Origin of the sequence: Chlorogloeopsis sp. ULAP02, from assembly GCF_038404745.2 — a bacterium.
Taxonomy (GTDB): domain Bacteria; phylum Cyanobacteriota; class Cyanobacteriia; order Cyanobacteriales; family Nostocaceae; genus Chlorogloeopsis.
On sequence record NZ_JAYKTT020000065.1, the window covers coordinates 35,007 to 59,063 of the forward strand.

Here is a 24,057-nt window from a genome sequence, read left to right on the forward strand (position 1 = left end):
ATAGGGGCTAGGGGCTAGGGGCTAGAAAGTAATCTCGTCTCTAGTTTGTTTATCTATATTTAATTTTAAGGTATAAAATTATGAGATTAAAAACTAAAGTTATAAGATTCGCTAGTATAATTGCTAAATCCTGGCGAAAGATGCCATAGATTAACCATAAAAAAACACCACTGATAAAAGTAATCAGCATCGTGTATGAAACATCTTTTGCTGATTTAGATTGCCAGGTTTTAATCATTTGTGGTAAAAAAGCACTTGTAGTTATAGTTGCAGCAGTTAATCCTAAAATAGTGAGAAATTCCATAGAGTAGATGCCAAGCATTTAGCTAAATACATCCACTTATTATACCCATGCCAACTGTTTTGATTCTGTAATTATTGTCTCGTTTATTAACCATGCATCGAGTTCATCAATCAGTACGATCGCTTGATCAAGAATGTTTTGCTGTTCGCAAATAGATAGGATTAATTTAGTAATATTATCTTCAAGATTTTTCGGTAATTTATTGCAAAATTTTTTAGCAAACTTAATCAGTCTTTTTTCACCGGGATGAGGTAGATAATTAACAGCAAAAATGATATCAAAATAACTAGCTATTAAAGCAGAAATACGGTGATTGATGCTGATTAAATCGTTACGTTTAGTTGCTAATTCTATTTGATGTGTGTGGGCAGAAAGATTGTTGCGTAAAATTGGATAATTTTTGGCAATAATTGCTCTTCTTAACTCTTCAGGATAAGGTTGGGTAGCTCTAACACGTAACTGTCTAAACCAACCATCTTTATCATACAACGGTTGCGAATGTAAAATGTTCCACCAAAAACAAGTTGAGTAACCAACTGATGCTTCGTGTTTGACAAGTACAGCATCTATTTGTTGTTCAATCCAATTCGGTGTGCGATACATAATATCAACACTCCACCCGGAATTTTTATCTATCCATTCGTCACCGGGTTCCCAAAATTGATTGTTAATTTCAATGCGATCACTGAATTTTTTAGCTATGCTCTCACGAATATTTACCGAAATTTCTTCTTGCACGTATACATAAAAATCTAAGTCTGAGAAATCATCGGCAATAGCACTTGTTTGAGAACCTGCTAAAGCCACAGCTACAACTTGCGGTAGTTGGCTAAATTCAGCGGCGATGTTTTGAGCTAAAGAGGAAATTTTTTGAAAGTCAACAGATTTTTTAGGACTTATGTCATCATCAAACATAGACACCGAATTGCATACAGGGTTGGCAATACATCCCACCCTAGCAAATATGTACTACTGTCTGCTGTCCAAGACGCTTATAAAATCTGACACTGTCCATGATGCCGCAAAAGATGGTCACACAACACTAGCGCCATCATCGCTTCAACCATTGGAACTGCACGCGGTAGCACACAAGGATCGTGGCGTCCTTTGCCGGCTAAAACAGTCTCTTCGCCCTCATTGGTTACTGTCTTCTGCTCTTTTCTAATTGTTGCCGTAGGTTTAAATGCTACACGAATCAGGATATTTTCACCGTTGGAAATTCCGCCTTGAATACCTCCGGAACGGTTGGTACGAGTACGAATTTCACCATTTTCATCAATATAAAATTCGTCGTTATGTTCAAATCCACTCAACAGAGTTCCAGCAAAACCAGAACCGATTTCAAAACCTTTACTAGCGGGTAAAGACATTACACCTTTGGCGATATCGGCTTCCAACTTATCAAACACTGGCTCGCCCAAGCCTTTCGGTACATTTCGCGCTACGCATTCAACTACACCACCAATAGAATTCCCTTCCCGCCGGATTTGCTCGATTAATTCAATCATTTTTTCAGCGCATTCAGCATCAGGGCAGCGAACAATATTGCTTTCAACTTGTTCTAAAGTCACGCCATCAGGATCGATAACCCCTTCTAAATCTTTAATGCGCTTGACGTAACCGATAATTTCTACACCCGCAACTTGCCGGAGAATTTTTTTAGCGATCGCTCCTGCCGCTACTCTGCCTATTGTCTCCCGTGCCGACGATCTACCACCACCTTGCCAGTTACGAATGCCATACTTAGCATCATAAGTTGCATCTGCGTGGGAAGGGCGATACTTAAACGCCATCTCATCATAATCTTGGGAACGAGTATCTTTATTCTTGACTAAAATTGCGATCGGTGTCCCCAGCGTTTTCCCCTCAAACACCCCAGAGAGAATTTCGCATTTGTCTTCTTCTTTGCGAGGCGTTGTAATTTTACTTTGTCCCGGACGCCTTCTGTCGAGTTCTACTTGAATTTCCTCAGCTGAAATTTCCAGTCGGGGAGGACAACCATCAATTACAACTCCCACACCGCCGCCGTGGGATTCGCCAAAAGTGGTGACGCGAAAAAGATGCCCAAATGTGTTGCCCATGATGTTGAGGAGATATCGTCTAATATATCTTACTTGAAGTTCTGTTCTCCCTAAGTCTCCTTTTTGTTTGGGTGTAGAAGTATTAGTATCTTTTGCTTATCCTTCACTCTCTAAAAATTATTTCCCTTACACCCTCACCCCCTTAAACCCTTACACCCCTATTCAAAACTATGCCCCAAGCCAAAGTCTTTGTTACCCGCCGCCTTCCTACTGAGTTACAGCGATTACAACAAATTGCGGATGTAGAAGTTTGGACGGAACGCCAGCCGCCTCCCTACGAAGTTTTGCTGGCAAAGACAAAGGAAATAGACGGGTTATTGTGTTTGTTAACCGATCAAATTGATCGGCAACTGATAGAAGCCGCAACTTCTATTAAGGTTATCAGTCAAATGGCAGTGGGGTACGACAATATTGATATTCTATCTGCTACAGCACGGCGTATCCCAGTTGGTCACACTCCTGGTGTATTAACAGATGCAACAGCCGATTTAACTTGGGCGTTACTAATGGCAGCCGCACGACGAGTGGTAGAGGCAGATCGGTTTACGCGTGCGGGAGAATGGCGGACATGGGAACCAGATTTGTTACTGGGGCCTAATGTCACAGGTGCTACTCTGGGGATTGTTGGTTTTGGGCGAATTGGACAGGCAGTAGCTCGTCGTGCTAAGGGTTTTGAAATGCGAATTATTTATACCAGCAAGCACAGATGTGAGCCAGAGCTAGAAGAATCTTTGGGTGTGGAATTTGCTAGTTTTGAACGTTTATTACAAGAGTCTGATTTTGTGACAATTCATACTCCTCTAACAGCAGATACACACCATCTGTTTAGTGAACCGCAATTTGCGCTGATGAAGCAATCTGCGATTCTTATCAACACAGCACGGGGAACAATTGTAGAGCCAAATGCCTTATATCAAGCTTTATCCAACGGTCAAATTGCAGGTGCCGCTATTGATGTTACAGAACCAGAACCTATTCCCACCGATAGTCCATTACTGAGTCTTGATAACTTAATTATTACTCCTCATATCGGTAGCGCCAGTCGTCAGACGCGGAAAAAAATGGCAGATATGGCGATTGAGAATTTAATTGCTGGGTTAAAGGGAGAGCGGTTGCCTTATTGTGTTAACCCGGAAGTTTACCAGTAAAATTCAACAATTTTTGTAGGGTGGGGAAATTTTCTAAGTAATGCCGTTATGCAAACTCAGATGTTACACTAGTATTACAATTTTTTCCGAGAGGCAAAAAATGAACCAACGGGACTTCTCAAGCCGGACTTGACAAACCCGGCTCATGGCATTCACGCTATTAATCTTGTCGTCTACAAAATTGCCGAGGCTCTGTACAAGTCTGAATATCCAGAACCAATAATTTGGCGTTCTTCGCCCATCACTACAGTTGCTAACAATTTCGACAAACTTTATTTCCCTTCAGACAGTTTGTCACGTTCCCCGAAATACACTCGCTACCTCAGTGACGATAGGTTACTCAGAACTCACACCACTGTAATCATGCCAGAGTTATTTCCCCACCTTAGGGGAGAACAACTTATCCTCCACCCCGGTATTTGCTATCGTCGCGATGTGGTGGATAAACGCCATGTGGGCGAACCCCACCAAATGGATGTTTGGCTGATTAATGAACATCAGCATCTAGGTAGAGAAGCTTTAATTCCATTCATCGAAACTATTATTTACGCTGTTCTGCCAGGTATATCCTACCGCCTCAACGAAACTTCGCACCCCTATACCCGCAATGGGTTAGAAATTGAAGTGTTAGTTGATGGCAAATGGATTGAAATCGGAGAATGCGGGGAAGCTCATCCTCATTTGTTGCGATCGCCTCAAAGCGGATTAGCATCTGGTTGGGGATTAGATCGTCTGGTGATGTTAGTCAAAGGCATAGATGATATTCGCTTGCTGCGAAGTAGCCATCCCCGGATTGCCGAGCAGATGAGAAACTTGCAACCTTACCGCCCAGTCTCCAATCAACCTAGCATTAGTCGAGATATGTCAATTGTGACTGAGTTAGATACGGAATTGGAAGATATCTGCGAACAAATAGTAGAGGTATTGGGTGACGATGCCGAACTTTTGGAGTCAGTAGATATACTGAGTGAAACGCACTATCAACAACTTCTACCCCAGGCTATTCAACGCTTGGGTATCCAACCGGCTCAAAAGAATCGGTTGGTGCGGATGACTCTAAGAAGCCTACATAAATCAATTTCCAACCAAAAAGCTAATTTGCTTAGAGATTTGGTTTATCAAAAGATTCATCAGGGAGTGGTTGTGAATGTTTAGAACAGCAATTTAGTAGTTACAACAAAAAAGCGATCGCTTCTCATTAAGATGGCGATCGCTTGCAATCAAAACCAGATGTTCACACCCTTACCAGTGGTGTCGTATCCAATCGTAAATTTTTACGTATTCTTCCCCTGGATTTTTCCACGAGTAGTCATATTCCATACCTTGGATAGCTAGTTTTTGAAACTCGTCCGGATAGTAGTGCCACAAGCCAATCGCTCTATCCATTGCTGATTCAATCGCAAGATAATCAGTATCGTAGAATACGTAACCATTGCGTTTTTCTTGGGGGACATTCTCGTCATAGTCGCGATCAAACACGGTATTTACCAGCCCACCCACACCCCGGACAATCGGTACAGTACCATACTTCAAACCAATCATCTGGGTTAACCCACAAGGCTCGTAGTTACTTGGAACCACAATCATATCTGCCCCTGCATAAATCAGGTGGGATAATTCTTCGTTGAAGCCCAGTTCTAAATGTACATCGGGGTTATCATTCAAAAAGCGTTTTTCATGCTGGAAGTGAGCATTGATACCAGGTTCTGTGGCAGAACCCAATAATACAAATTGCGCTCCCCGATCTAGGGCGTAATAAATTGCGTGGTGAACAAGGTGAACTCCTTTTTGATTATCTAAACGACCGATGTAAGCAACAATTGGTTTATCAACATCGCGTAACAACAGTCTTTCTCTTAAAGCTTTTTTATTTTTGGCTTTATCTTCAAAGGTTTCTTTGGTGTATTTACAAGGAATATAGCGATCAATTTCGGGATTCCAAAAATCATAATCTATACCGTTGAGAACCCCACTGAACCTATCTTGATGTAAATGTAAGGTATGACCTAAACCACAACCAACATCCGTAGAACGAGCTTCCCAAGCGTGGTTGGGTGAAACTGTGGTGATAGCGTTGGCGTAAACTATACCCCCTTTCATTAAGTTCAAAGCAAAGGGGTTGAAGTTGTCGCGCAGCTTATCATATTGGAAATAATAAGCTTCTTGGTTTAAACCTGTCGCCCGCAGAGCATCAGCACCAGCTATTCCTTGATGTTTAAAGTTGTGAATGGTATAGCAAACTCGTTGATACTCCATACCGTGATACTTATAAATTTCAAACAGCAGAGGTGGTATTAAACCAGTCTGCCAGTCATGGCAATGGATAACATCAGGGCGCTTATTACTTCTAAGCAAAAATTCTAAAGCGGCTTTACTGAAGAAGGCAAAGCGCATATTGTCATCATCACAACCGTAATAGCAACCCCGATTAAAGAAATTATCTTGAGAATGGGGTTCAATGAAGAAACAGACTCGCCCGTGTACCCAACCACAGTAAACAGAACAGTGAATAGCAGCGCCATACCAGGGTACCCACAAGTTCATGTAGGCATCATGAAGCCCCCAAATATGGTCGTAGCGCATACAATCATACTTTGGCAGAATAATCTCGACGCAATGCTCCCGTGTCTCCAACTCACGACTCAGCCCGTAAACGACATCCCCCAAACCCCCAGCTTTAATCACAGGAGCGCACTCCGAGGCAATCTGTACAATGTACATCCCTACTCCTCGCTTAACAAAACTTTATTTTTATATTCTCATTCATTATATGAAAGATGTACTCATTGACAAGCGACTGGTGGGATGATATCGGAATTATGTATAAATTAAAACGGTGCAATCCATAGAATAGAAAAAGTGTAATAAAAACTTAAAAATTACAAGTGTTTTATGTTATTGCGATCGCCTGAAGGGAAAAGTGCGATCGCAAATAATTTAATCATTGAGCAAGTAATTTTGATACTTCTGCATGCATAAAGGCAATATCAGGATCGCGTTGGATTGCTTGATAGTAACGTATTTGCATGGTAGTTCCTTCCTCTGAAGGTTGGAGCAACATTCGTGCTTCTGCCAATAGCTGGTTGGCTTGGTTGATCGTCACGGGTTCTTTGCTACTCATAACTTCATCAATTTGAACAATAAATTGAGAAATAGGATGCAACCAATCAAACCATTCATGCCCAACCACTAGTTGAAAAAATTCCCCTTTGGATTTAATGCGTCCGTAGAATTGTTCATAACCAACACGTTCAGACTCTAGCAGAGCTTTGTGAAGACTGAGTAGCGCTTGTCGTACTTGCCGTAGTTGTTGGAGTGTGGCATCTAAAGATGGATTGTGAGAAGACATCGGGCAATGATTAGGGTAGACACTTTTCCCATCTTGTCATAATAGGAGGCAGATGGCAGAAGGCACTTTAAACATCAGGCAACAACGGTAAGCGACGAATACGAATTCGGCTTGGCTCGATCGTCACAGCCGCCCCCTGCTGTAGTTCTTCCTCACATTCATCAATCACTTTCAACAGCAATTCAGTCAATGCTGGGGCGCGTAACCTTTCAATACGAATACGAATAACCGAGGGAAAAGTTGCTTCATCAAGAGCTAACAATATATGAAAGTCTGCGTCGAGTGTCACAACAACACGCCCTTCCTCTCTTGACATTTTAATAATCTCTGTATCTTCGGCTTCAGATAGCCCAATTTCACCTATATGAATTGTGTCAATTCCTAACTCACGTAGTAGTATTGCCGTAGAGCGTGGTAATCCCTGATCAAGCAACAGTTTCATAATTTGCAGGTAGTTCGACGATCCGATCGTCTAAGTAGGAGGATGCAAAAATCAGAGCTTGGCGAATGTCTTCATCTTCTATTTCTGGGAACTCTTGATGTAGTTCTTCTCGATTAGGATAAGTAGCAAGTAACTCAATTAGTCGGCGAACAGTGAGGCGAAGATTACGAATGCAGGGTTGTCCATTCATACGATTGGGATTGCTGGTGATACGATCTAATTTCATGAGAGTAACTCTATCTCCTTGCAAAAGTCATCGTTATTATATAGAAACTTTTTTCTAATATCCCCTTTGAGCAATTAGAGCGACTTTTTCCAGTTAAAACCTCTTTAGGAATAATATGTAGGAAATTGCTGCATATATTGCCATACAGTACATAAGTAGCGATCGCATAGTTAACCAGCCACTTCTGCGATAAATATCACCGAGGCGGGCTTCTGTGTCTTAGGATGAATTGGCTCGCACATCTCCATCAGCCGAAATCCACTAACAACAAAAAGCTCGATCCAATTTTCTAAAGTTCGGAAATACCAAGGAGCCGGATCGGTGAAATTAGAACTGAATCCAGCCCATGAGCCTTGCCGCCAACCCTCCTGGTACGGGGAATCGCCACACGCGACTACTGGGTGCAAAGTCTGGACAATAAATGAACCACGAGGTTTCAGTAGCGATGGTATGACTCTAAACAATCCTTCAACTGGTTCTTTACCAAACAGCGCAAAGTTAGAAACCGCGACATCAACAGAGGCTCTGAGTTTGCCCGCAGCAATTTCTTCATAAGCAGCCACAAAAAACTCACCACCGCCAGCCTCTTGCGCTTGTTCAATCAGCGCGGGAACTACATCTACTCCCATCACGTGGATTCCTCTGCCAGCAAGTTCGCGGGCAAGCCAGCCTTCACCGCAACCAATATCAAGAACAGAGTTGGGCGAACGACTCAAAATAGCATCAATTATTGCCTGGTTAGTGACTAAATTACGACTATCAATCTGTTCCTCACGTACCGCGCTTATCCACGGTAACGCGTTCTTTTGCCACGAGTCTACTATCTTTGCATCGCTGAGTGGTTCCATGCTTGTTAACTCTCTGATTGGTTAAAGGTGAAGGTTAGCAGCAGCAGATAGCATTTGTAAAACTACTGAGAAATCTCAACTATCCGTTTTATTGATTTGTTAGCCTGCTTTCAACACAATCTTGTTTATATTGATATTGCTAAGGTTTTCTCCAAACTGTAATACTTTTACGTAATGACTCTTTTCCAAATCGTCCCATCTGTTGACTACTATTGCCCTTACGTTGAGGTAAAACATATATTTTTTCTGGAACAAAACCAATAGTTTCCGCTATCTCCGTACAAATCATATCAACAGGTATAATCTCTCCACCATATCTAACATTGTCATTGACAAAGGCAACATATGCGCCTTTCTTGCAAGTCCTAAATATCTCAGCAAACAGAAAAGTTAATTCACAAAAATAGCCTTCTACCATAGACAATATGCCTTGGTTGTTAATTTCTCCGCGTTTCTGTCTGGTTGCTAAAGCATTGTTTACTTCTCGAAATGCACTATTTTCATTAAAAATCTTACAGATATTCTCAAATCTATCAACTTTATTTATATCTCTATAGATTTGTGTAAGCCTATTTAACTTTGAGCGATTTTCGACAGTACAGCATAATTGATTTTGTCGTAATGCTCGAATTTCTGACTCATCTACACCTAAATATGCAAGTTCTAAGGCATAGGTTCTTGTATAGTCATATCTATTGCAATATGGCGGTGAAGTAATTACACCAGAAAACCGATCGCTTTCGTACTTTGGTAATAGTTCTAAAACGCTACCTCTGATAACATCTTGTTGACTTTTTTTCGGTAAAATATCTTGCAAAGAGCTTATGTCAAATAACACTGTTTTAAAGGCACTTAATAATGCTTCTTTGACAGTAGGCAGGTTTCCTTTATTAAATGCTTTGATTGGATTTTTACTTTTGGAAAGCCTTGACTGGTTCCTTGTCTGAACTTTTTGAGATCTATAGTCCCATCTTAAATATTGACCATCTTTTCTGGTGTAGCTAACCTCCTCTAGGATACTAGTTATCAGTAATTGATATAAAACTTTTGCTTCTTTAGAAATTTGTTGAGTGTTAATCCAGTTTGAGAAAAACATCAAGTCATTTTCAGTCTGAGCGGGAAATGCATCTTTAGTGATAGTTATATGAGGAAATTTAAATTCCGTTCTACTGGGATTAGCTTTTATAAGTTGTTCAAAAATATTCGTCAGTTCCTCAATGTTATAATTTTCAAGTTGAGCTTTAGCTTCCCACATTAGATGACAAATGGGAAGTATTTCAAAACCCAAAGCATTAATTCCTAGAGCTTTACATACAAGTAAAGTAGTGCCAGAACCGCAAAATGGATCTAGTATTGTATCATCAGGTCGAATTCCAAATTTTTTTATTAATTGCTCGACTAGCTTAAAAGAAAATCCCTCTTTATAACGAATCCAACCATGAGCAACTTCCCCTTTATTACCTTGATAACTGACCAACTTACGATTAAATTCATCAGTTTCCTCCAAAAGTTCAGCATATTGACTCTCTAGAGAAATCCTAGCTGATTCCTCACAAACTTTTTCATGTGAAAAGTTCAGTATTGTCAAGTCTGACTTAGATTTTCTGTCAAATTCAAGTGGAAGATTCAGTTGTTTTACTTTTTTTTTTGAATTCTGAGTAGACTCATTACTCTGAATTTTCTTGTCTACATCTATGTTTATATCTATAAACCTAAGTACATCAGAGGCAAAGTGATATCTTGCTTCTTCACTGGTAACAATCTGTGTCAAGTTGTAAACATAGTTGACTATTTCATCATTCTGTAGTCGTCGATTAACCTCATCGGTTATACAGCTAGCAAGAAATATTGTAGTTACATGAGGATTAAATCTCTTGGCTTCTTCAAAGCTTTTTTTGGCGGCACCGTATCGCTCCAAAGCTCCTGCTGTATCTTTCCCACCCTTTACCTCAATAACTGCTACTATCTCACCAGAAGGATTTAATAAAGATAAGTCAGGTTCGGTAGAAAAAATAATGCTTGTTTGATTAATCAGGCGCACACCTGAAAGTAAATCTACTTTATCAACCAAGTCCTGTAAATATTCAGAATCCAACCTTGATGAACCATCTTTCAAAATTGCAGCAACAATATATTGTGCATCAAGCAGCAACCGGATAAGTATCCTTCTTGTTAGCAGTTCTGCTTCTTCTCCAATTTTGTTTAACCATGAGCCATTAATTTGTGCGCCAGCAGACGCATACATTAATGCCTGCATATCAGTCTGACTATACTCATTAGTGCTTTCAATAATCAGACTTGAGTGAGAATTATATAGTTGACAGAGAATTAATGCCCTGTCTTGTGATAATTTACCCTTACCTTCTTCTATAGAATCAATACTTGAAAAAGCCAATTTCTTAGCAGCCTTTTGTGGTAAAACTGCAACACTTCGATAGTAACCGGAAAGTTTTGGCTGTTCTAGAAGTACTCTAGGATGAGCAAATACAGCAATTTTAGGTATTTTACTTTCTTCTAAAATGTTCCAAGCAGTCTCAGAAATCCCCCAATTATGTCTACCTTCCCAATTAAAATTGTCCGATATCTCTATTAATTTTTCAATTTCAGCCAAAAAACCGTTAAAACCTAATTCGTATAATTTTCTATAGAAGAAGGTAGAGCGTAGCTGATAGTCTATTTGAAGAGCTTCTTGTAGTATTTCTCTATCCATCGCAAATATAAGCAATCCTTTAGCTAAAACAATTTTCTGAACAAGAGCAAATAAACACTAATCAGGATTAACATATTTTCCCTAGCTTTGTGACAATACTGCGTTACAACATGAAAATAATTTGAAAAGTCAGGTAACAATATTGTTCTATCAAATTATTCTTTCAAACCTAATTTCTCTCGGATCGCTTCGTCTTTATCTTTAAAGCCAACTAATACTGCCGTACCATCCTTAACAAAAAGGGGACGCTTGAGAAGCATCGCATCTTTAGCAAATGTCTCAATCCACTGTTCATCAGTCCAAGTTTTCTTCTCATCACCCAACGCACGATAAGATTGTCCGGAGGTGTTTCGCATTGACTGAGAACCCAAAGATTTTACCCAGTTTTGGATTGTCTGGCGACTGGGCGGATTTTCTTTGGTATTAATAAACTCATAATCAATACCGTTGTCTTGTAGCCACTGGAAAGCTTTTTTGCAGGTTCCGCAGTTAGGTATACCGTAAACTTGAATTGACATAGGATAGGTGATAGGAGACAGTGAACAGGGGATAGGGAACAGGGAGACAAGAAGGATTTCCTCCCACTCCCCCATTCTCCCCCTCCCCCACTCCTCTTCTGTAACCTGTAACCTATTTTCTGAAAAAATGCGCGATCCAGAAATTAAAATCGATCCGGGAACTCTTCTGTTAATTGTGTCTGTTCTACTGCTCGTGCCGCTTTTGATTGCTGGTTTTTTCTTTCAATAATCTTTGTAAGTTGCAATAGCATAATTAATAATTCTTGCGCTAGCTCTGGACGATCGCACTAATTAAGTCAAAATGAAGGCGATCGCTCACAGGGAATTCTCATGACTGCAACAGCATCATCGCCCAACTTACCTGTATTAACGGAATCAAGATCGCGATTGCCTAATATTTGTGGTTGGGAAGCAGAAATTCAGTCAGTGGTTCAACAGAATAATCCAGTATTTTTGACTACTACTAATTTACGTCTGGAAAACATCACGGCGGGATTTGCTTGCGCTCTACATATGCATCAACCCACTATTCCCGCAGGTGCAAACGGTCAACTCATCAGTAATCTCCAGTATATGTTTGAACATCCCCACGAAGGGGACAACCACAATGCTGGAACCTTTGCTTGGTGTTACAGCCGCATGGGAGAATTTATTCCCGAATTGATTTCCCAAGGTTGCAATCCTCGAATTATGCTCGATTATTCGGGCAATTTACTGTGGGGTTTACGCCAAATGGGACGAGATGATATTCTTAACAATCTCAAGCGCATCACCTGCGATTTCCAATATCAGCCTTATGTAGAATGGTTGGGAACGATGTGGAGCCATGCAGTTGTTCCTTCTACTCCCATTCCCGATCTAAAACTGCATATTCAAGCGTGGCAACATTATTTTGCAGCGATTTTTGGTTACGATGCCCTCAAGCGCGTCAAGGGCTTTTCTCCATCAGAAATGCACCTACCCAATCACCCCGATAGCTTATTTGAATATATTAAAGCTTTGAAAGAATGTGGCTATCGTTGGTTAATGGTGCAAGAACATTCTGTTGAAAGTCTCGACGGTTCTCCTTTACGCCACGAAGATAAATATCTTCCTAACCGTTTGCTTGCCCGCAATTCTCACGGCGAAACTATCAGCATCACAGCGTTAATTAAAACTCAAGGATCGGATACAAAATTAGTGGCACAGATGCAACCTTATTTTGAGGCAAAGGGTAGAGGAAAACAGCAAATTGGTAATGTGTTTGTTCCTTCGTTAGTTACCCAAATTGCCGATGGGGAAAATGGCGGCGTGATGATGAATGAATATCCCCGCGATTTATTTCGGGTGTATCACGAAATCCGCGATCGCGGTAGCAATTATGCAGGTGTAGTAGCACTGAACGGTACAGAATATTTGGAACTAATTGAAGCAGCTGGTGTTAATTCTGAAGATTATCCGACTTGTCAGGCAATTTCTCAACACAAAATTTGGCAACGAGTCGATCCGGATCATGCTACACCAGAAGCTGTAGAAAAAGCGATCGCTGATTTAAAAGCCAGCGACTATCAATTTCATATGGATGGTGCTTCTTGGACAAATCATTTAAGTTGGGTGCAAGGCTATGAAAATGTCTTAGATCCGATGAAAAAACTTAGCGTTCTGTTTCACAAAAAATACGACTCTTTGGTGCAACAAGATCCTTCAGTGACACAAAGCCCTGACTACCAAGAAGCTTTGCTATATAACTTATTGTTGCAAACTAGTTGTTTTCGCTACTGGGGACAAGGAACTTGGACTGATTATGCACGAGAATTGTATCAGCGTGGTGAAGCGGCGTTAAATCATTAGTGGTTAGTAGGGGCGGGTTTTATTGATTATTTTTCGGTTAAATCGACAATTTCTCTTTTAAACCCGCCCGTACAGTAGTTAGTGGTTAGTAGGGGCGGGTTTTGTTGATAATCTTGCCGTATCCAATTTTTAGGCGATAACGACCACAGATGGACACAGATAAACACAGATAAATTATCCGTGTGCATCTGTGTTTATCTGCGGAAAGTTTGAGCGGAGGTTTCCGGCGTTCGCGCAGCGTCCCGGAGGGAACTTCAAAGCTTTCCAAGACAGTGGTCGATTTCTAAAATATGATTTTTGCTTGTTATTTTAATTCACATCAGACGTAATTTATCTTTTAAACCCTCCTATACAGTAGTTAGTGGTTGATTATTTACTACCAGCCTCCACAGAAAATCTCTTTCTTGATACCAACTTAATTAAACGTCACCACACTGCGAATCGATTCACCCTTGTGCATTAAATCAAAAGCATCATTAATCTGCTCAATCGGCATCACATGGGTAATCATATCGTCAATGTTAATCTTGCCTTCCATGTACCAATCAACTATTTTCGGTACATCTGTTCGTCCCCTTGCACCACCAAACGCCGAACCTTTCCAAACGCGCCCAGTCACAAGCTGAAAAGGACGGGTGCTAATTTCCTCGCCTGCACCAGCAACACCAATAATCACACTCACACCCCAACCTTTATGGCAGCATTCCAAGGCTTGGCGCATAATTTTGACATTACCAATGCATTCAAAACTATAGTCAGCACCGCCTTTAGTTAAATCCACCAAATAAGCAACTAAATCACCTTCAACTTCTTTGGGGTTAACAAAGTGCGTCATGCCAAATTTTTCTGCTAAAGCGCGTTTTTTAGGATTGATATCTACCCCAACAATCATATCTGCTCCTACCATCCGCGCTCCTTGAATGACATTCAAACCGATGCCACCCAAACCGAAAACTACTACATTTGCTCCCGGTTCTACTTTTGCTGTATTTATGACTGCACCAATACCCGTTGTCACGCCGCAGCCAATGTAACAGACTTTGTCAAAAGGGGCATCTTCGCGAATTTTGGCGACGGCAATTTCCGGTAGTACGGTGTAGTTAGCAAAAGTAGAAGTTCCCATATAATGAAGAATCTTTTTGCCATCAATGGAAAAGCGACTCGTACCATCAGGCATGACACCGCGCCCTTGAGTAGCACGGATAGCTTGGCAAAGATTAGTTTTAAAGCTCAGACAATATTCACACTGACGACATTCGGGAGTATACAGGGGAATCACGCGATCGCCAGGTTTAACACTGGTGACACCTTGCCCCACCTCAACTACAACACCAGCGCCTTCGTGTCCTAAAATTGCTGGAAATAAACCTTCTGGATCTTTACCAGAAAGAGTGTAAGCGTCCGTATGGCAAACTCCACTGGCTTTAATTTCAACCATCACCTCCCCAGCTTTTGGCCCTTCTAATTGTACGCTTTCAATAATCAATGGTTTACCTGGTTCGTAGGCTACTGCTGCTTTAACTTCCACTGTCAAGTCTCCTGTTTAGCTTGCTTAGTCAGCTAATCTGAGTTTATTGCAGGCTATTGATTGTGGAATTGTTTGTAACTTTTTAGCAAACAAAGCTAAAAGCGAAGATGGGAAATAAGGCAGAGGGCAGAGAGAAGTTTGTAGACGCCTCCGGCGTCTTCCCGTAAGGGTGCGGAGGTTTCCTCCGAAAGCGTTGCTCCTGCGGAGGAGGCTCAAAGCTTCGGAGAGGCAGTAGGCAGAAGGGAATTAGAACAAGGGACAAGGGGATAGGGAGACACGGGGATTGAGCTTTTAAGAGTAACAAAAAATAAATTATCCAATTATGTAGGGGTGGCAAAAAGCGGTGTGGATATTCCTCCCGCTTTATTGCCGTTGGGTTAGACGCACGACATCTTGGAATTTATGAAAGAACTTGAATGCGTCGTAACCCACCATCGTTTTTGATGTATCACAAATTCGACATTTTTTTAATTGGAAGTCCCTTTGAAGGTGAAGTTTGAGCTTTTGAAGGTGAAGTTTGAGCTTCTGAAGGTGAAGTTTGAGCTTCTAATCTCGAAGTTCCAGTTTTTCAATCTTTCACTCTGCCCCTCTGCCTTATTCTTAAGTGAAAAGATGGAAATTCTTCTATAATTGATAGACTATTCGTATTCGATTGCTCGTATTTTGCATAGCTTATGAATCCTGCCCTGACTAAAATTGGCGCTCAAATGTCTAACTTAACGGGTGTCAGAGCGATTATGAAAGATATTATCGAAACATTGCGAGCGGGTGCAGGGCGGCAATTTATTAATTTGAGTGCTGGTAATCCGTTGATATTACCTGAAGTAGAACAGTTATGGCGAGATTGTACGGCAGAGTTACTAGCTAGCTCAGAATACGGTGAAGTCGTTTGTCGCTATGGTTCCAGTCAAGGCTATGCACCATTAATTGAAGCGATCGCCCGTGATTTTAACAAGCGCTACGGTTTAAACTTGAGCGATCGCAATATCTTAATTACCCCTGGCAGCCAAAGCCTCTATTTTTATGCCGCCAATGCTTTTGGTGGTTACACTAACAGCGATGAACTCAAACAAATTGTTTTACCTCTCAGCCCAGATTACACTGGTTACGGTGGCGTTTGTTTGTTTCCAGAAGCTTTAATTGCTTATAAACCAACTCTAGATATTGACGCGACTGCCCATAGATTCAAATATCGTCCTGACTTTAGCCAATTATCAATTACAGAAAGTACTGGTTGTGTAATTTTCTCTCGCCCCAGCAATCCTACGGGTAATGTCTTAAGCGATGAGGAAGTGAAAAAAATCGCTGCCTTAGCTGCACCTTATGATGTGCCAGTATTAGTTGACTCCGCCTACGCGCCTCCTTTCCCGGCATTAAACTTTACCGAGATGATGCCTGCGTTTGGTGACAATATTATCCACTGCATGAGTTTATCGAAGGTGGGATTGCCAGGAGAACGCGTCGGTATTGCCATTGGTGACGAAAAGCTGATTCACGTGCTGGAGTGCTTCCAAACAAATTTATGCATTCACCCATCACGCTACGGACAAGCGATCGCTGCCCGTGCCATTGATTCTGGTGCCTTGGTAGAAATTTCCGAAACCGTAATTCGTTCCTTCTACCAAAATAAATTCACAATTTTAGAAAGTACGTTAGATGCAACAATGCCCAAGGATTTACCTTGGTTTTTGCATCGCGGTGAAGGAGCCATTTTCGCTTGGTTGTGGTTGCAAGATTTACCAATGACTGACTGGGAATTTTACCAACAACTCAAGCAGGTGGGTGTGATTGTTGTACCTGGTAGCACCTTCTTCCCTGGTTTGCAGGAAGAGTGGCAGCACAAGCAGCAATGTTTGCGGATAAGCCTCACTGGTACTGACGAGGAAATCGCAACTGCAATGCAACGTTTGGCAAAGGTAGCAAAAGAAGTTTATCAGCGTGCAGCTGTAAGTGTTTAAGCTCTAGAGCAAGGCAGGAGGCACAAGGAGATGAATCAACAGAAGCAGGAGAAGCAAAAGGGCAATAAGGAAAATAAACAACTTATCTCCCCATCTCCCCATCTCCCCACCTCCCTATCTCCTAAATTAGATGATTGGTTAGAGATTGGGACTATTGTTGCAGCTCAAGGCTTGCGTGGGGAATTGCGAGTTTATCCAGACTCGGATTTTTCAGAAAGATTTGAAGTGCCAGGTAAACGTTGGTTATTGCATCCTGGGCAGACTGAACCGCAACCGATAGAATTACTTGCAGGACGTTACATCGAAGGCAAAAACTTGTACGTCATCACCTTAGCTGGTGTGGAAAATCGTAATCAAGCAGAGGAATTGCGCGGTTGTAAGTTATTAGTGCCCCAAAGCGATCGCCCCCAATTGGGAGAAGATGAATATCACATTCTCGATTTAATTGGTTTGCCAGTTTTTATGCAGGAAACTGGGGAACTGATTGGCAAGGTGATAGATGTTCTGTCTGCTGGCAATGATTTGTTAGAAGTCGAGTTACATCAGCAAAAAGAAGAGGGGGAGAAAATCAAAAAATCCAAGACAGTTTTGATTCCATTTGTGAGAGCGATCGCCCCAGTGGTAGATTTAGAAACTGGTCGCATTGAAATTACTCCACCTGATGGATTATTAGAGATTAATAATTAAGTATGTGATTTCATTAATTCATATTGAATTCTCTATCGAAAAATTCTTTGCACCATCTAATTTCTAAGGAATCAAGGCTACATTACAGCCATTTTTAGATGAATATATTCTTTTAAATTTATTTTGTTAGAGCCTCAATTTTTCTAATAAGTCGGCGATTGGTTCTTTTACTTTTATAAAAACTCTACCCAAAGATATAGTTTTGAAATTAAAAGGATTAGAAATACTTACAGATATTATAAAAATTAATATATTTTTTGACATCTAGCTAAGATTATTGTAAGTAAATATTTAGTCTACTTACTTTCCATAATGGTTATCAATACACCCCATAAATTTAAATTTCAAAAATAAATATTTAACTATTAGAACTTACGCAACATTCCTCTAAAACCCTCTTTTCTCCGTGTTTTCTGCGTTCTCTGCGGTTGATTCTTCCGTAACTCATGCGTAAGTCCTGGCTATAACAGCCACTAAAACAGCCACTAATATCAACTTCTGGGAAATAAGAGAAAAATTTTTCGTAAGTAAGATGATCTTCATACTGAAGATAAATAAACTTTCATAAAAATGATTGTTATGGAGTTTGGATATGACTTTAGCAAGCCTTCCCCAAACAAAACCGTTAACAGATGAAGAATTGCGCAAAATGAACGCCTACTGGCGTGCAGCTAACTATTTAACGGTTGGACAAATTTATCTCCTCGACAACCCCCTGCTGAAAGAGCCACTGAAAATAGAACATATCAAACCTAGACTTTTAGGGCATTGGGGGACAACTCCGGGACTCAACTTTCTCTACGTTCATCTCAACCGGATCATTAAGAAAAATGATCTGAACATGATTTATATTGCCGGGCCTGGTCATGGCGGCCCTGGTATAGTTGCCAATACATACTTGGAAGGCACGTACAGTGAGTACTATCCTAATGTCTCCCAAGACGAAGAAGGAATGAAACGGCTATTCAAACAGTTCTCTTTCCCTAGTGGTATCGGCAGCCATTGCACTCCTGAAGTTCCCGGTTCTATCCATGAAGGCGGTGAACTTGGTTATTCGTTATCCCACGCTTATGGCGCTGCCTTTGATAACCCAGACTTAATTGTTGCCTGTGTTGTTGGCGATGGGGAAGCAGAAACTGGTGCTTTAGCTACTAGCTGGCATTCCAATAAATTTCTGAATCCTGTACATGATGGTGCAGTTCTCCCCATCCTGCACTTAAACGGATATAAAATCGCCAACCCTACCGTGTTAGCACGGATGAGCCGTGAAGAATTGCAAAGTTTGTTTGTTGGTTATGGCTATAAGCCCTATTACGTCGAGGGTTCTGATCCGGAAGCCATGCATCAATTAATGGCAGCAACACTAGATACAATCATCAGAGAAATTAAAGATATTCAAGAAGAAGCTCGCAATCATGGCTTTCGCAAGCGCCCTCAATGGCCGATGATTATAATGAAAAGCCCTAAAGGCTGGACAGGGCCAGAGGAAGTAGACGGAAAAAAAACAGAAGATTTTTGGCGATCGCACCAAGTTCCCTTTGGCGAGTTAGCAAGTAAGCCAGAACACCTCAAACTGTTAGAGAACTGGATGAAAAGTTACAAGCCAGAAGAACTTTTTGATGAGCGTGGTAAACTCAAACCCGAACTGGCAGAACTGGCTCCCAAAGGGCAACGGCGCATGAGTGACAACCCCCACGCCAATGGTGGCATTCTACTGTGCGACTTAAAAATGCCCGACTTTCAAAATTACGCTGTGGATGTTCCTGAATCAGGTAGAGTTGTTGCCGAAGCTACAAAGGTAATGGCAAAATTCCTGCGAGACATACTAAAACTCAACCAAGAAAGCCATAATTTTCGGATTGTTGGCCCGGACGAAACCCAATCAAATCGATTGGACGCTGTATTTGAAATTACCAGTCGAACTTGGGTAGCCGACACCGTCCCTGAAGACGAAAACCTATCTGCCAATGGACGAGTAATGGAAATTCTCAGTGAAACTACTTGCCAGGGTTGGTTAGAAGGTTACCTGCTTACAGGCCGTCACGGCTTCTTTTCTTGCTATGAAGCATTTATCCACATCGTAGACTCAATGTTTAACCAGCACGCCAAGTGGCTGGATACTTCCCGTGACATTCCCTGGCGCAGACCAATTGCTTCCCTCAATTATCTGCTTACTTCCCACGTTTGGCGGCAAGATCACAACGGCTTCTCTCACCAAGATCCGGGTTTTATTGATATTGTTGTCAACAAAAAAGCAGGCGTGATTCGGGTGTATCTACCCCCCGATGCCAATTGCCTGTTGTCAGTAACCGACCATTGTTTGAGAAGTCGTGACTATGTGAACGTCATCATTGCCGGAAAACAACCTGCTTTACAGTACCTTGGCATGGACGCAGCAATCAAGCACTGTACCAAAGGTATTGGTATTTGGGAATGGGCAAGCAACGATCAAGGTAGCGAACCCGATGTAGTCATGGCTTGTGCTGGTGATATTCCTACTTTGGAAACCTTGGCAGCAGTAGACATTTTGCGGCAGAACTTCCCCGATTTGAAAGTGAGGGTAGTAAACGTAGTCGATCTGATGGTATTGCAACCACCGAGCGAACATCCTCACGGTTTAAGTGATAAAGACTTTGATAGTATTTTCACTACAGATAAACCAATTATCTTTGCCTTTCATGGCTATCCCTGGTTGATTCATCGTCTTACCTATCGCCGTACTAACCACAATAACTTGCACGTGCGCGGCTACAAAGAGGAAGGAACCACCACCACACCCTTTGATATGGTTGTAAGAAACGACTTAGACCGTTTTAATTTAGCAGATGACGTGATAGATAGAGTACCAAAGTTGGGTTATAAAGCAGCTTATGTAAAGCAGATGCTCCATGATAAGCTCATTGAGCACAAACACTACATCGCCAAGTACGGTGAAGATATGCCGGAAATTCGCGACTGGCAATGGCCCTATTAAATGGCAAAACTAAGTCATTAAAAATAAACCTGGCTTTTTGAAAAAGCTGGGTTTATCAAAATGAGAATCCATAGCACACTGCATTAGGCTAAATTGTATCCGGGTCGATATTTAACTCCCGCAATTTCGCTGCTAAACGTTGTGCTTTTTGTTCTGCTTGTTGTGCTGTTTCTTCAGGTGTTGCTACTAGTTGCCCATCTGGTGTAAAAAACCGCAATAATCCCTGATGAACTCCCAAATATAACCCTAGCTGATGACTCCACAAATATCCTTGTTCCGATGCTTGCAGAGGTTGATATTCTCCATCTACTAAATGAAATCCTGCAAATTCTAATGTGTATGGGTCAAACCAAAAATAATCCGGCGTGCGGAAAGTATCTTGATAAATTTCTTTTTTTAAACCTTTGTCTGTATTTGCTGTTGAATCGGAAAGAATTTCTAGAATTAGATTGGGGTATTTCCCATCTTCTTCCCAAACCACCCAACTTTTACGGGTTTTACGTTGAGTTCCCAGCACTACAAAAAAGTCTGGCCCTCGGAAATGTTCTGATTTCAGTTGGCGTGGACTATAGTAAATAGTCAAATTTCCAGCAGCATAGAAATCATTTCTGTCTCGCCACAGCCATTCTAGACACGTCAAAAGTAAAATTATTTGTCGTAGATGCAATTCGCTTTCCAAGGGAGGCTCATCACTATATAAATCACCAGGTGGAAAAATAACATCTTGGCAGATGCCTCCTTGAGAAGCTAATTCTTGAGTAATATTCATAGAATTGTTGCGGCATCAAGTAGTTATGGATTTATTTTAGCCATCGCTAGATACAATCTAAAATAAACTCATTAGCCACCTCTGGATTTTAAGTACGTTGTTGATTTCGGTATATTGTTGGTATTTTTATAAAGTTAAAATCCTAAGAATATTACAAGAATCTTAAAAGATGCCAATTAAAACCGTTTTTGTTGACTCAGGCTGTCAGGATCGGGTAAGTCAAACTTTATAGTGACTAAAGCCAAATGAATTATCCCCGCTGAATGCAGCGTGAAGGGGAGGAAAATAACTCTTGGTAGAGTTTCAGGAATAGGAGATTATATCTTGGCTAAGTTGAAAGTAGGTATTAACGGATTTGGTAGGATTGGGCGTCTGGTGTTTCGCGCTGGCATCGATAACCCTAACATCGAATTTGTGGGTATTAATGACTTGGTGCCGCCAGACAATCTCGCTTACTTATTAAAATATGACTCCACCCACGGTATGTATAAGGGCCAGGTGGAAGCAAAAGATGACGGTATCGTTGTGAATGGGCAATTTATCCCTTGCGTATCAATTCGGAATCCGGCTGATTTGCCCTGGGGTAAATTAGGTGCAGATTATGTTGTCGAATCTACGGGACTCTTCACAGACTACGATGGAGCGGCAAATCATTTGAAGGCAGGAGCAAAGCGAGTGATAATTTCTGCTCCTACCAAAGATCCAGAAAAAGTTAAGACTTTGTTGGTAGGTGTAAATCATAACTTGTTCGACCCAGCCAAAGATACAGTTGTTTCTAATGCCAGCTGTACTACTAACTGTCTTGCCCCCATTGCCAAGGTGATCAATGATAACTTTGGTTTGACTGAAGGCTTGATGACGACAGTCCACGCGATGACTGCCACCCAACCCACCGTAGATGGCCCTTCTAAGAAGGACTGGCGCGGCGGACGCGGTGCTGCACAGAATATAATTCCCTCATCTACTGGGGCAGCCAAAGCAGTAGCACTAGTATTACCAGAGTTGAAAGGCAAGTTGACAGGTATGGCCTTCCGGGTTCCTACACCCGATGTCTCTGTGGTTGATTTAACCTTTAAGACAGCTAAGGCTACTAGTTATAAAGAAATCTGTGCTGCCATGAAGGAAGCTACTGAGGGAGAATTGAAAGGTGTACTAGGATACACAGATGAGGAAGTAGTTTCTACAGATTTCCAAAGTGATTCTCGCTCTAGCATCTTCGACGCTGGTGCTGGTATTGAGCTTAATTCCAACTTTTTCAAGGTTGTGGCATGGTACGACAATGAGTGGGGCTATTCCAATCGGGTAGTTGACCTCATGTTGTCAATGGCACAGAAAGAAGGACTATTGGAGCGCACACCAGTAGCAGTCTGATTAAGAGGATAAGATTCTGATCCCCGACTTTTTGAAAAAATCGGGGATCTTTTTGCTCAAAATTGCAAAATGATTTAACGAAATTGCATACGATCGCACAACCAATCTGCAAAGAACCTGCCTAGAATAGGCCAGGAGGGGAGTACTCAGGACTTTTTCCAAAATTCTTAATGTGTAATTGGTAATCAGTAATCAAGAATATTAATTAATCTCTAAATAACCAATTACTCATTACCACTAAATTTAAGCATCAATAGCATTACAGCTAAATGGTATCTGTCCTGAACCAACTACATTCAAGAGGTTAAAAATGTCGAAGAATTTACTTGAACAATTGCGAGAAATGACCGTAGTAGTCGCAGATACGGGAGATATTAAAGCAATTGAAAAGTTCAAGCCACAAGATGCGACTACCAATCCCTCCTTGATTACCGCTGCGGCACAGATGCCGGAATATCAAGAAATCGTCGATCAGACTTTACTCCAAGCAAAGAAAGATGCTGGTTCGGGAGCAAGTCAAGCGCAGATAGTTTCTGTTGCGTTTGATCGTTTGGCAGTGTCCTTTGGATTAAAGATTTTGCAGATTATCCCTGGTAGGGTGTCTACAGAGGTAGATGCACGCTTATCCTACGATGTCGAAGGGACAGTAGCTAAAGCACGGGAATTAATTGCCCAGTACAAAGCTGCTGGAGTCTCCCGCGATCGCATTCTGATTAAAATTGCTTCGACTTGGGAAGGTATTCGCGCTGCTGAAATACTGGAAAAAGAAGGAATTCACTGCAACCTTACCTTACTGTTTGGTTTGCATCAAGCGATCGCCTGCGCTGAAGCTAAAGTTACTCTAATTTCTCCTTTCGTCGGACGCATTCTCGATTGGTACAAAAAAGAAACCGGAAGAGATTACGCTCCAGCAGAAGATCCGGGAGTTGTTTCTGTCACAACTATCTACAACTACTACAAGAAATTCGGCTATCAAACCGAAGTGATGGGAGCTAGCTTCCGCAATATCGGCGAAATCACCGAACTCGCAGGCTGCGACTTGTTGACTATTTCTCCAGCACTTTTGGGTGAGTTGCAGGCAACTGTTGGTGAACTACCTCGCAAACTCGATCCCCAGAAAGCAGCAGGTATGGACATTGAAAAAATTTCGATGGACAAAGCTACCTTTGACAAGATGCACGCGAGCGATCGCATGGCATCAGAAAAACTAGACGAAGGTATCAAAGGTTTTACCAAGGCACTGGAAACTTTAGAACAACTATTAGCAGAAAGACTGACTAAATTAGAGGCTAAAGTCACTGTTTAATCGTAATT

General features: G+C 41.5%; 20 protein-coding genes. 8 read left to right on the forward strand and 12 right to left on the reverse strand.

What is annotated here, in order from left to right:
- Nucleotides 1–49: 49 nt before the first annotated feature.
- The 3 genes from U2718_RS21685 to aroC form a co-directional block, all read right to left on the reverse strand.
- A complete protein-coding gene (locus U2718_RS21685) occupies nucleotides 50–304 on the reverse strand; it encodes a SemiSWEET transporter (protein ID WP_341997019.1) in 255 nt (84 codons plus the stop codon).
- A gap of 39 nt (nucleotides 305–343) precedes the next feature.
- Nucleotides 344–1,219, reverse strand: coding sequence for a DUF4037 domain-containing protein (locus U2718_RS21690; protein WP_341997238.1), 876 nt, complete (start codon nucleotides 1,217–1,219; stop codon nucleotides 344–346).
- Between the two features lie 77 nt (nucleotides 1,220–1,296).
- Nucleotides 1,297–2,385: a chorismate synthase gene (gene aroC / locus U2718_RS21695; RefSeq protein WP_341997017.1), complete on the reverse strand. Its 1,089-nt coding sequence runs from the start codon at nucleotides 2,383–2,385 to the stop codon at nucleotides 1,297–1,299.
- A gap of 170 nt (nucleotides 2,386–2,555) precedes the next feature.
- On the opposite strand from aroC, the gene U2718_RS21700 reads away from it, so the two are divergent.
- Both U2718_RS21700 and U2718_RS21705 read left to right on the forward strand, forming a co-directional pair.
- Nucleotides 2,556–3,533 carry a D-glycerate dehydrogenase gene (locus U2718_RS21700; RefSeq protein ID WP_341997015.1) on the forward strand — a complete coding sequence of 326 codons (978 nt, stop codon included), beginning with the start codon at nucleotides 2,556–2,558 and terminating at the stop codon, nucleotides 3,531–3,533.
- Nucleotides 3,534–3,662: 129 nt separating this feature from the next.
- Nucleotides 3,663–4,688 (forward strand): hypothetical protein, encoded by a 1,026-nt coding sequence (locus U2718_RS21705; RefSeq protein ID WP_341997013.1) that lies wholly within the window; start codon nucleotides 3,663–3,665, stop codon nucleotides 4,686–4,688.
- Between the two features lie 87 nt (nucleotides 4,689–4,775).
- Here U2718_RS21705 and glgA read toward each other — a convergent pair whose 3' ends face one another.
- From glgA to U2718_RS21740, 7 genes are all read right to left on the reverse strand, one after another.
- Nucleotides 4,776–6,254, reverse strand: coding sequence for a glycogen synthase GlgA (glgA, locus tag U2718_RS21710; protein WP_341997011.1), 1,479 nt, complete (start codon nucleotides 6,252–6,254; stop codon nucleotides 4,776–4,778).
- A 220-nt stretch (nucleotides 6,255–6,474) separates the two neighbouring features.
- Entirely contained in the window at nucleotides 6,475–6,882 is a 408-nt protein-coding gene (locus U2718_RS21715) for a hypothetical protein (RefSeq protein ID WP_341997009.1), read from the reverse strand.
- 67 nt (nucleotides 6,883–6,949) lie between these two features.
- Nucleotides 6,950–7,324 (reverse strand): DUF5615 family PIN-like protein, encoded by a 375-nt coding sequence (locus tag U2718_RS21720; protein WP_341997006.1) that lies wholly within the window; start codon nucleotides 7,322–7,324, stop codon nucleotides 6,950–6,952.
- Nucleotides 7,308–7,550: a DUF433 domain-containing protein gene (locus tag U2718_RS21725; protein WP_016874485.1), complete on the reverse strand. Its 243-nt coding sequence runs from the start codon at nucleotides 7,548–7,550 to the stop codon at nucleotides 7,308–7,310. The genes U2718_RS21720 and U2718_RS21725 overlap by 17 nt, the downstream gene beginning before the upstream one ends.
- A 170-nt stretch (nucleotides 7,551–7,720) precedes the next feature.
- Nucleotides 7,721–8,398 carry a class I SAM-dependent methyltransferase gene (locus tag U2718_RS21730; protein ID WP_341997002.1) on the reverse strand — a complete coding sequence of 226 codons (678 nt, stop codon included), beginning with the start codon at nucleotides 8,396–8,398 and terminating at the stop codon, nucleotides 7,721–7,723.
- A gap of 139 nt (nucleotides 8,399–8,537) precedes the next feature.
- Nucleotides 8,538–11,108, reverse strand: coding sequence for an XcyI family restriction endonuclease (locus U2718_RS21735; RefSeq protein ID WP_341997000.1), 2,571 nt, complete (start codon nucleotides 11,106–11,108; stop codon nucleotides 8,538–8,540).
- Between the two features lie 155 nt (nucleotides 11,109–11,263).
- Nucleotides 11,264–11,626 carry a Spx/MgsR family RNA polymerase-binding regulatory protein gene (locus U2718_RS21740; protein ID WP_341996998.1) on the reverse strand — a complete coding sequence of 121 codons (363 nt, stop codon included), beginning with the start codon at nucleotides 11,624–11,626 and terminating at the stop codon, nucleotides 11,264–11,266.
- A 330-nt stretch (nucleotides 11,627–11,956) separates the two neighbouring features.
- On the opposite strand from U2718_RS21740, the gene U2718_RS21745 reads away from it, so the two are divergent.
- Complete coding sequence (locus U2718_RS21745) at nucleotides 11,957–13,456, forward strand: glycosyl hydrolase family 57 (protein ID WP_341996996.1); 1,500 nt, start codon at nucleotides 11,957–11,959, stop codon at nucleotides 13,454–13,456.
- A gap of 415 nt (nucleotides 13,457–13,871) precedes the next feature.
- On the opposite strand, the gene U2718_RS21750 is transcribed toward U2718_RS21745, so the two are convergent.
- Entirely contained in the window at nucleotides 13,872–14,984 is a 1,113-nt protein-coding gene (locus U2718_RS21750) for an S-(hydroxymethyl)glutathione dehydrogenase/class III alcohol dehydrogenase (protein WP_341996994.1), read from the reverse strand.
- 674 nt (nucleotides 14,985–15,658) lie between these two features.
- On the opposite strand from U2718_RS21750, the gene U2718_RS21755 reads away from it, so the two are divergent.
- The 3 genes from U2718_RS21755 to U2718_RS21765 all read left to right on the forward strand — a co-directional run bounded on the left by U2718_RS21755 (nucleotide 15,659) and on the right by U2718_RS21765 (nucleotide 20,603).
- Nucleotides 15,659–16,942, forward strand: a complete 1,284-nt coding sequence (locus tag U2718_RS21755; RefSeq protein WP_341996993.1) for a valine--pyruvate transaminase — start codon at nucleotides 15,659–15,661, stop codon at nucleotides 16,940–16,942.
- A gap of 30 nt (nucleotides 16,943–16,972) precedes the next feature.
- Entirely contained in the window at nucleotides 16,973–17,629 is a 657-nt protein-coding gene (rimM, locus tag U2718_RS21760) for a ribosome maturation factor RimM (protein WP_341996992.1), read from the forward strand.
- A 592-nt stretch (nucleotides 17,630–18,221) separates the two neighbouring features.
- Nucleotides 18,222–20,603 (forward strand): phosphoketolase family protein, encoded by a 2,382-nt coding sequence (locus U2718_RS21765; RefSeq protein ID WP_341996990.1) that lies wholly within the window; start codon nucleotides 18,222–18,224, stop codon nucleotides 20,601–20,603.
- 88 nt (nucleotides 20,604–20,691) lie between these two features.
- On the opposite strand, the gene U2718_RS21770 is transcribed toward U2718_RS21765, so the two are convergent.
- Nucleotides 20,692–21,372, reverse strand: coding sequence for a Uma2 family endonuclease (locus U2718_RS21770; RefSeq protein WP_341996988.1), 681 nt, complete (start codon nucleotides 21,370–21,372; stop codon nucleotides 20,692–20,694).
- A gap of 324 nt (nucleotides 21,373–21,696) precedes the next feature.
- On the opposite strand from U2718_RS21770, the gene gap reads away from it, so the two are divergent.
- Together gap and U2718_RS21780 are read left to right on the forward strand one after the other, a co-directional pair.
- The gene (gene gap, locus U2718_RS21775; RefSeq protein ID WP_341996986.1) at nucleotides 21,697–22,743 is read left to right on the forward strand and encodes a type I glyceraldehyde-3-phosphate dehydrogenase; all 1,047 of its coding nucleotides are present in this window, start codon (nucleotides 21,697–21,699) and stop codon (nucleotides 22,741–22,743) included.
- 310 nt (nucleotides 22,744–23,053) lie between these two features.
- Nucleotides 23,054–24,049 (forward strand): transaldolase, encoded by a 996-nt coding sequence (locus tag U2718_RS21780; protein WP_276747377.1) that lies wholly within the window; start codon nucleotides 23,054–23,056, stop codon nucleotides 24,047–24,049.
- Nucleotides 24,050–24,057: the final 8 nt, after the last annotated feature.

Bases quoted from the DNA above. Each gene is read 5' to 3' on its own strand.
- U2718_RS21725 (WP_016874485.1), bottom strand. From the start codon at position 7,550: ATGAAATTAGATCGTATCACCAGCAATCCCAATCGTATGAATGGACAA.
- U2718_RS21770 (WP_341996988.1), bottom strand. From the start codon at position 21,372: ATGAATATTACTCAAGAATTAGCTTCTCAAGGAGGCATCTGCCAAGAT.
- U2718_RS21765 (WP_341996990.1), top strand. From the start codon at position 18,222: ATGACTTTAGCAAGCCTTCCCCAAACAAAACCGTTAACAGATGAAGAA.
- U2718_RS21780 (WP_276747377.1), top strand. From the start codon at position 23,054: ATGTCGAAGAATTTACTTGAACAATTGCGAGAAATGACCGTAGTAGTC.
- U2718_RS21735 (WP_341997000.1), bottom strand. From the start codon at position 11,108: ATGGATAGAGAAATACTACAAGAAGCTCTTCAAATAGACTATCAGCTA.
- rimM (WP_341996992.1), top strand. From the start codon at position 16,973: ATGAATCAACAGAAGCAGGAGAAGCAAAAGGGCAATAAGGAAAATAAA.
- U2718_RS21685 (WP_341997019.1), bottom strand. From the start codon at position 304: ATGGAATTTCTCACTATTTTAGGATTAACTGCTGCAACTATAACTACA.
- U2718_RS21755 (WP_341996993.1), top strand. From the start codon at position 15,659: ATGAATCCTGCCCTGACTAAAATTGGCGCTCAAATGTCTAACTTAACG.
- glgA (WP_341997011.1), bottom strand. From the start codon at position 6,254: ATGTACATTGTACAGATTGCCTCGGAGTGCGCTCCTGTGATTAAAGCT.
- U2718_RS21700 (WP_341997015.1), top strand. From the start codon at position 2,556: ATGCCCCAAGCCAAAGTCTTTGTTACCCGCCGCCTTCCTACTGAGTTA.
- U2718_RS21745 (WP_341996996.1), top strand. From the start codon at position 11,957: ATGACTGCAACAGCATCATCGCCCAACTTACCTGTATTAACGGAATCA.
- aroC (WP_341997017.1), bottom strand. From the start codon at position 2,385: ATGGGCAACACATTTGGGCATCTTTTTCGCGTCACCACTTTTGGCGAA.
- U2718_RS21715 (WP_341997009.1), bottom strand. From the start codon at position 6,882: ATGTCTTCTCACAATCCATCTTTAGATGCCACACTCCAACAACTACGG.
- U2718_RS21740 (WP_341996998.1), bottom strand. From the start codon at position 11,626: ATGTCAATTCAAGTTTACGGTATACCTAACTGCGGAACCTGCAAAAAA.
- U2718_RS21730 (WP_341997002.1), bottom strand. From the start codon at position 8,398: ATGGAACCACTCAGCGATGCAAAGATAGTAGACTCGTGGCAAAAGAAC.
- U2718_RS21690 (WP_341997238.1), bottom strand. From the start codon at position 1,219: ATGTTTGATGATGACATAAGTCCTAAAAAATCTGTTGACTTTCAAAAA.
- U2718_RS21720 (WP_341997006.1), bottom strand. From the start codon at position 7,324: ATGAAACTGTTGCTTGATCAGGGATTACCACGCTCTACGGCAATACTA.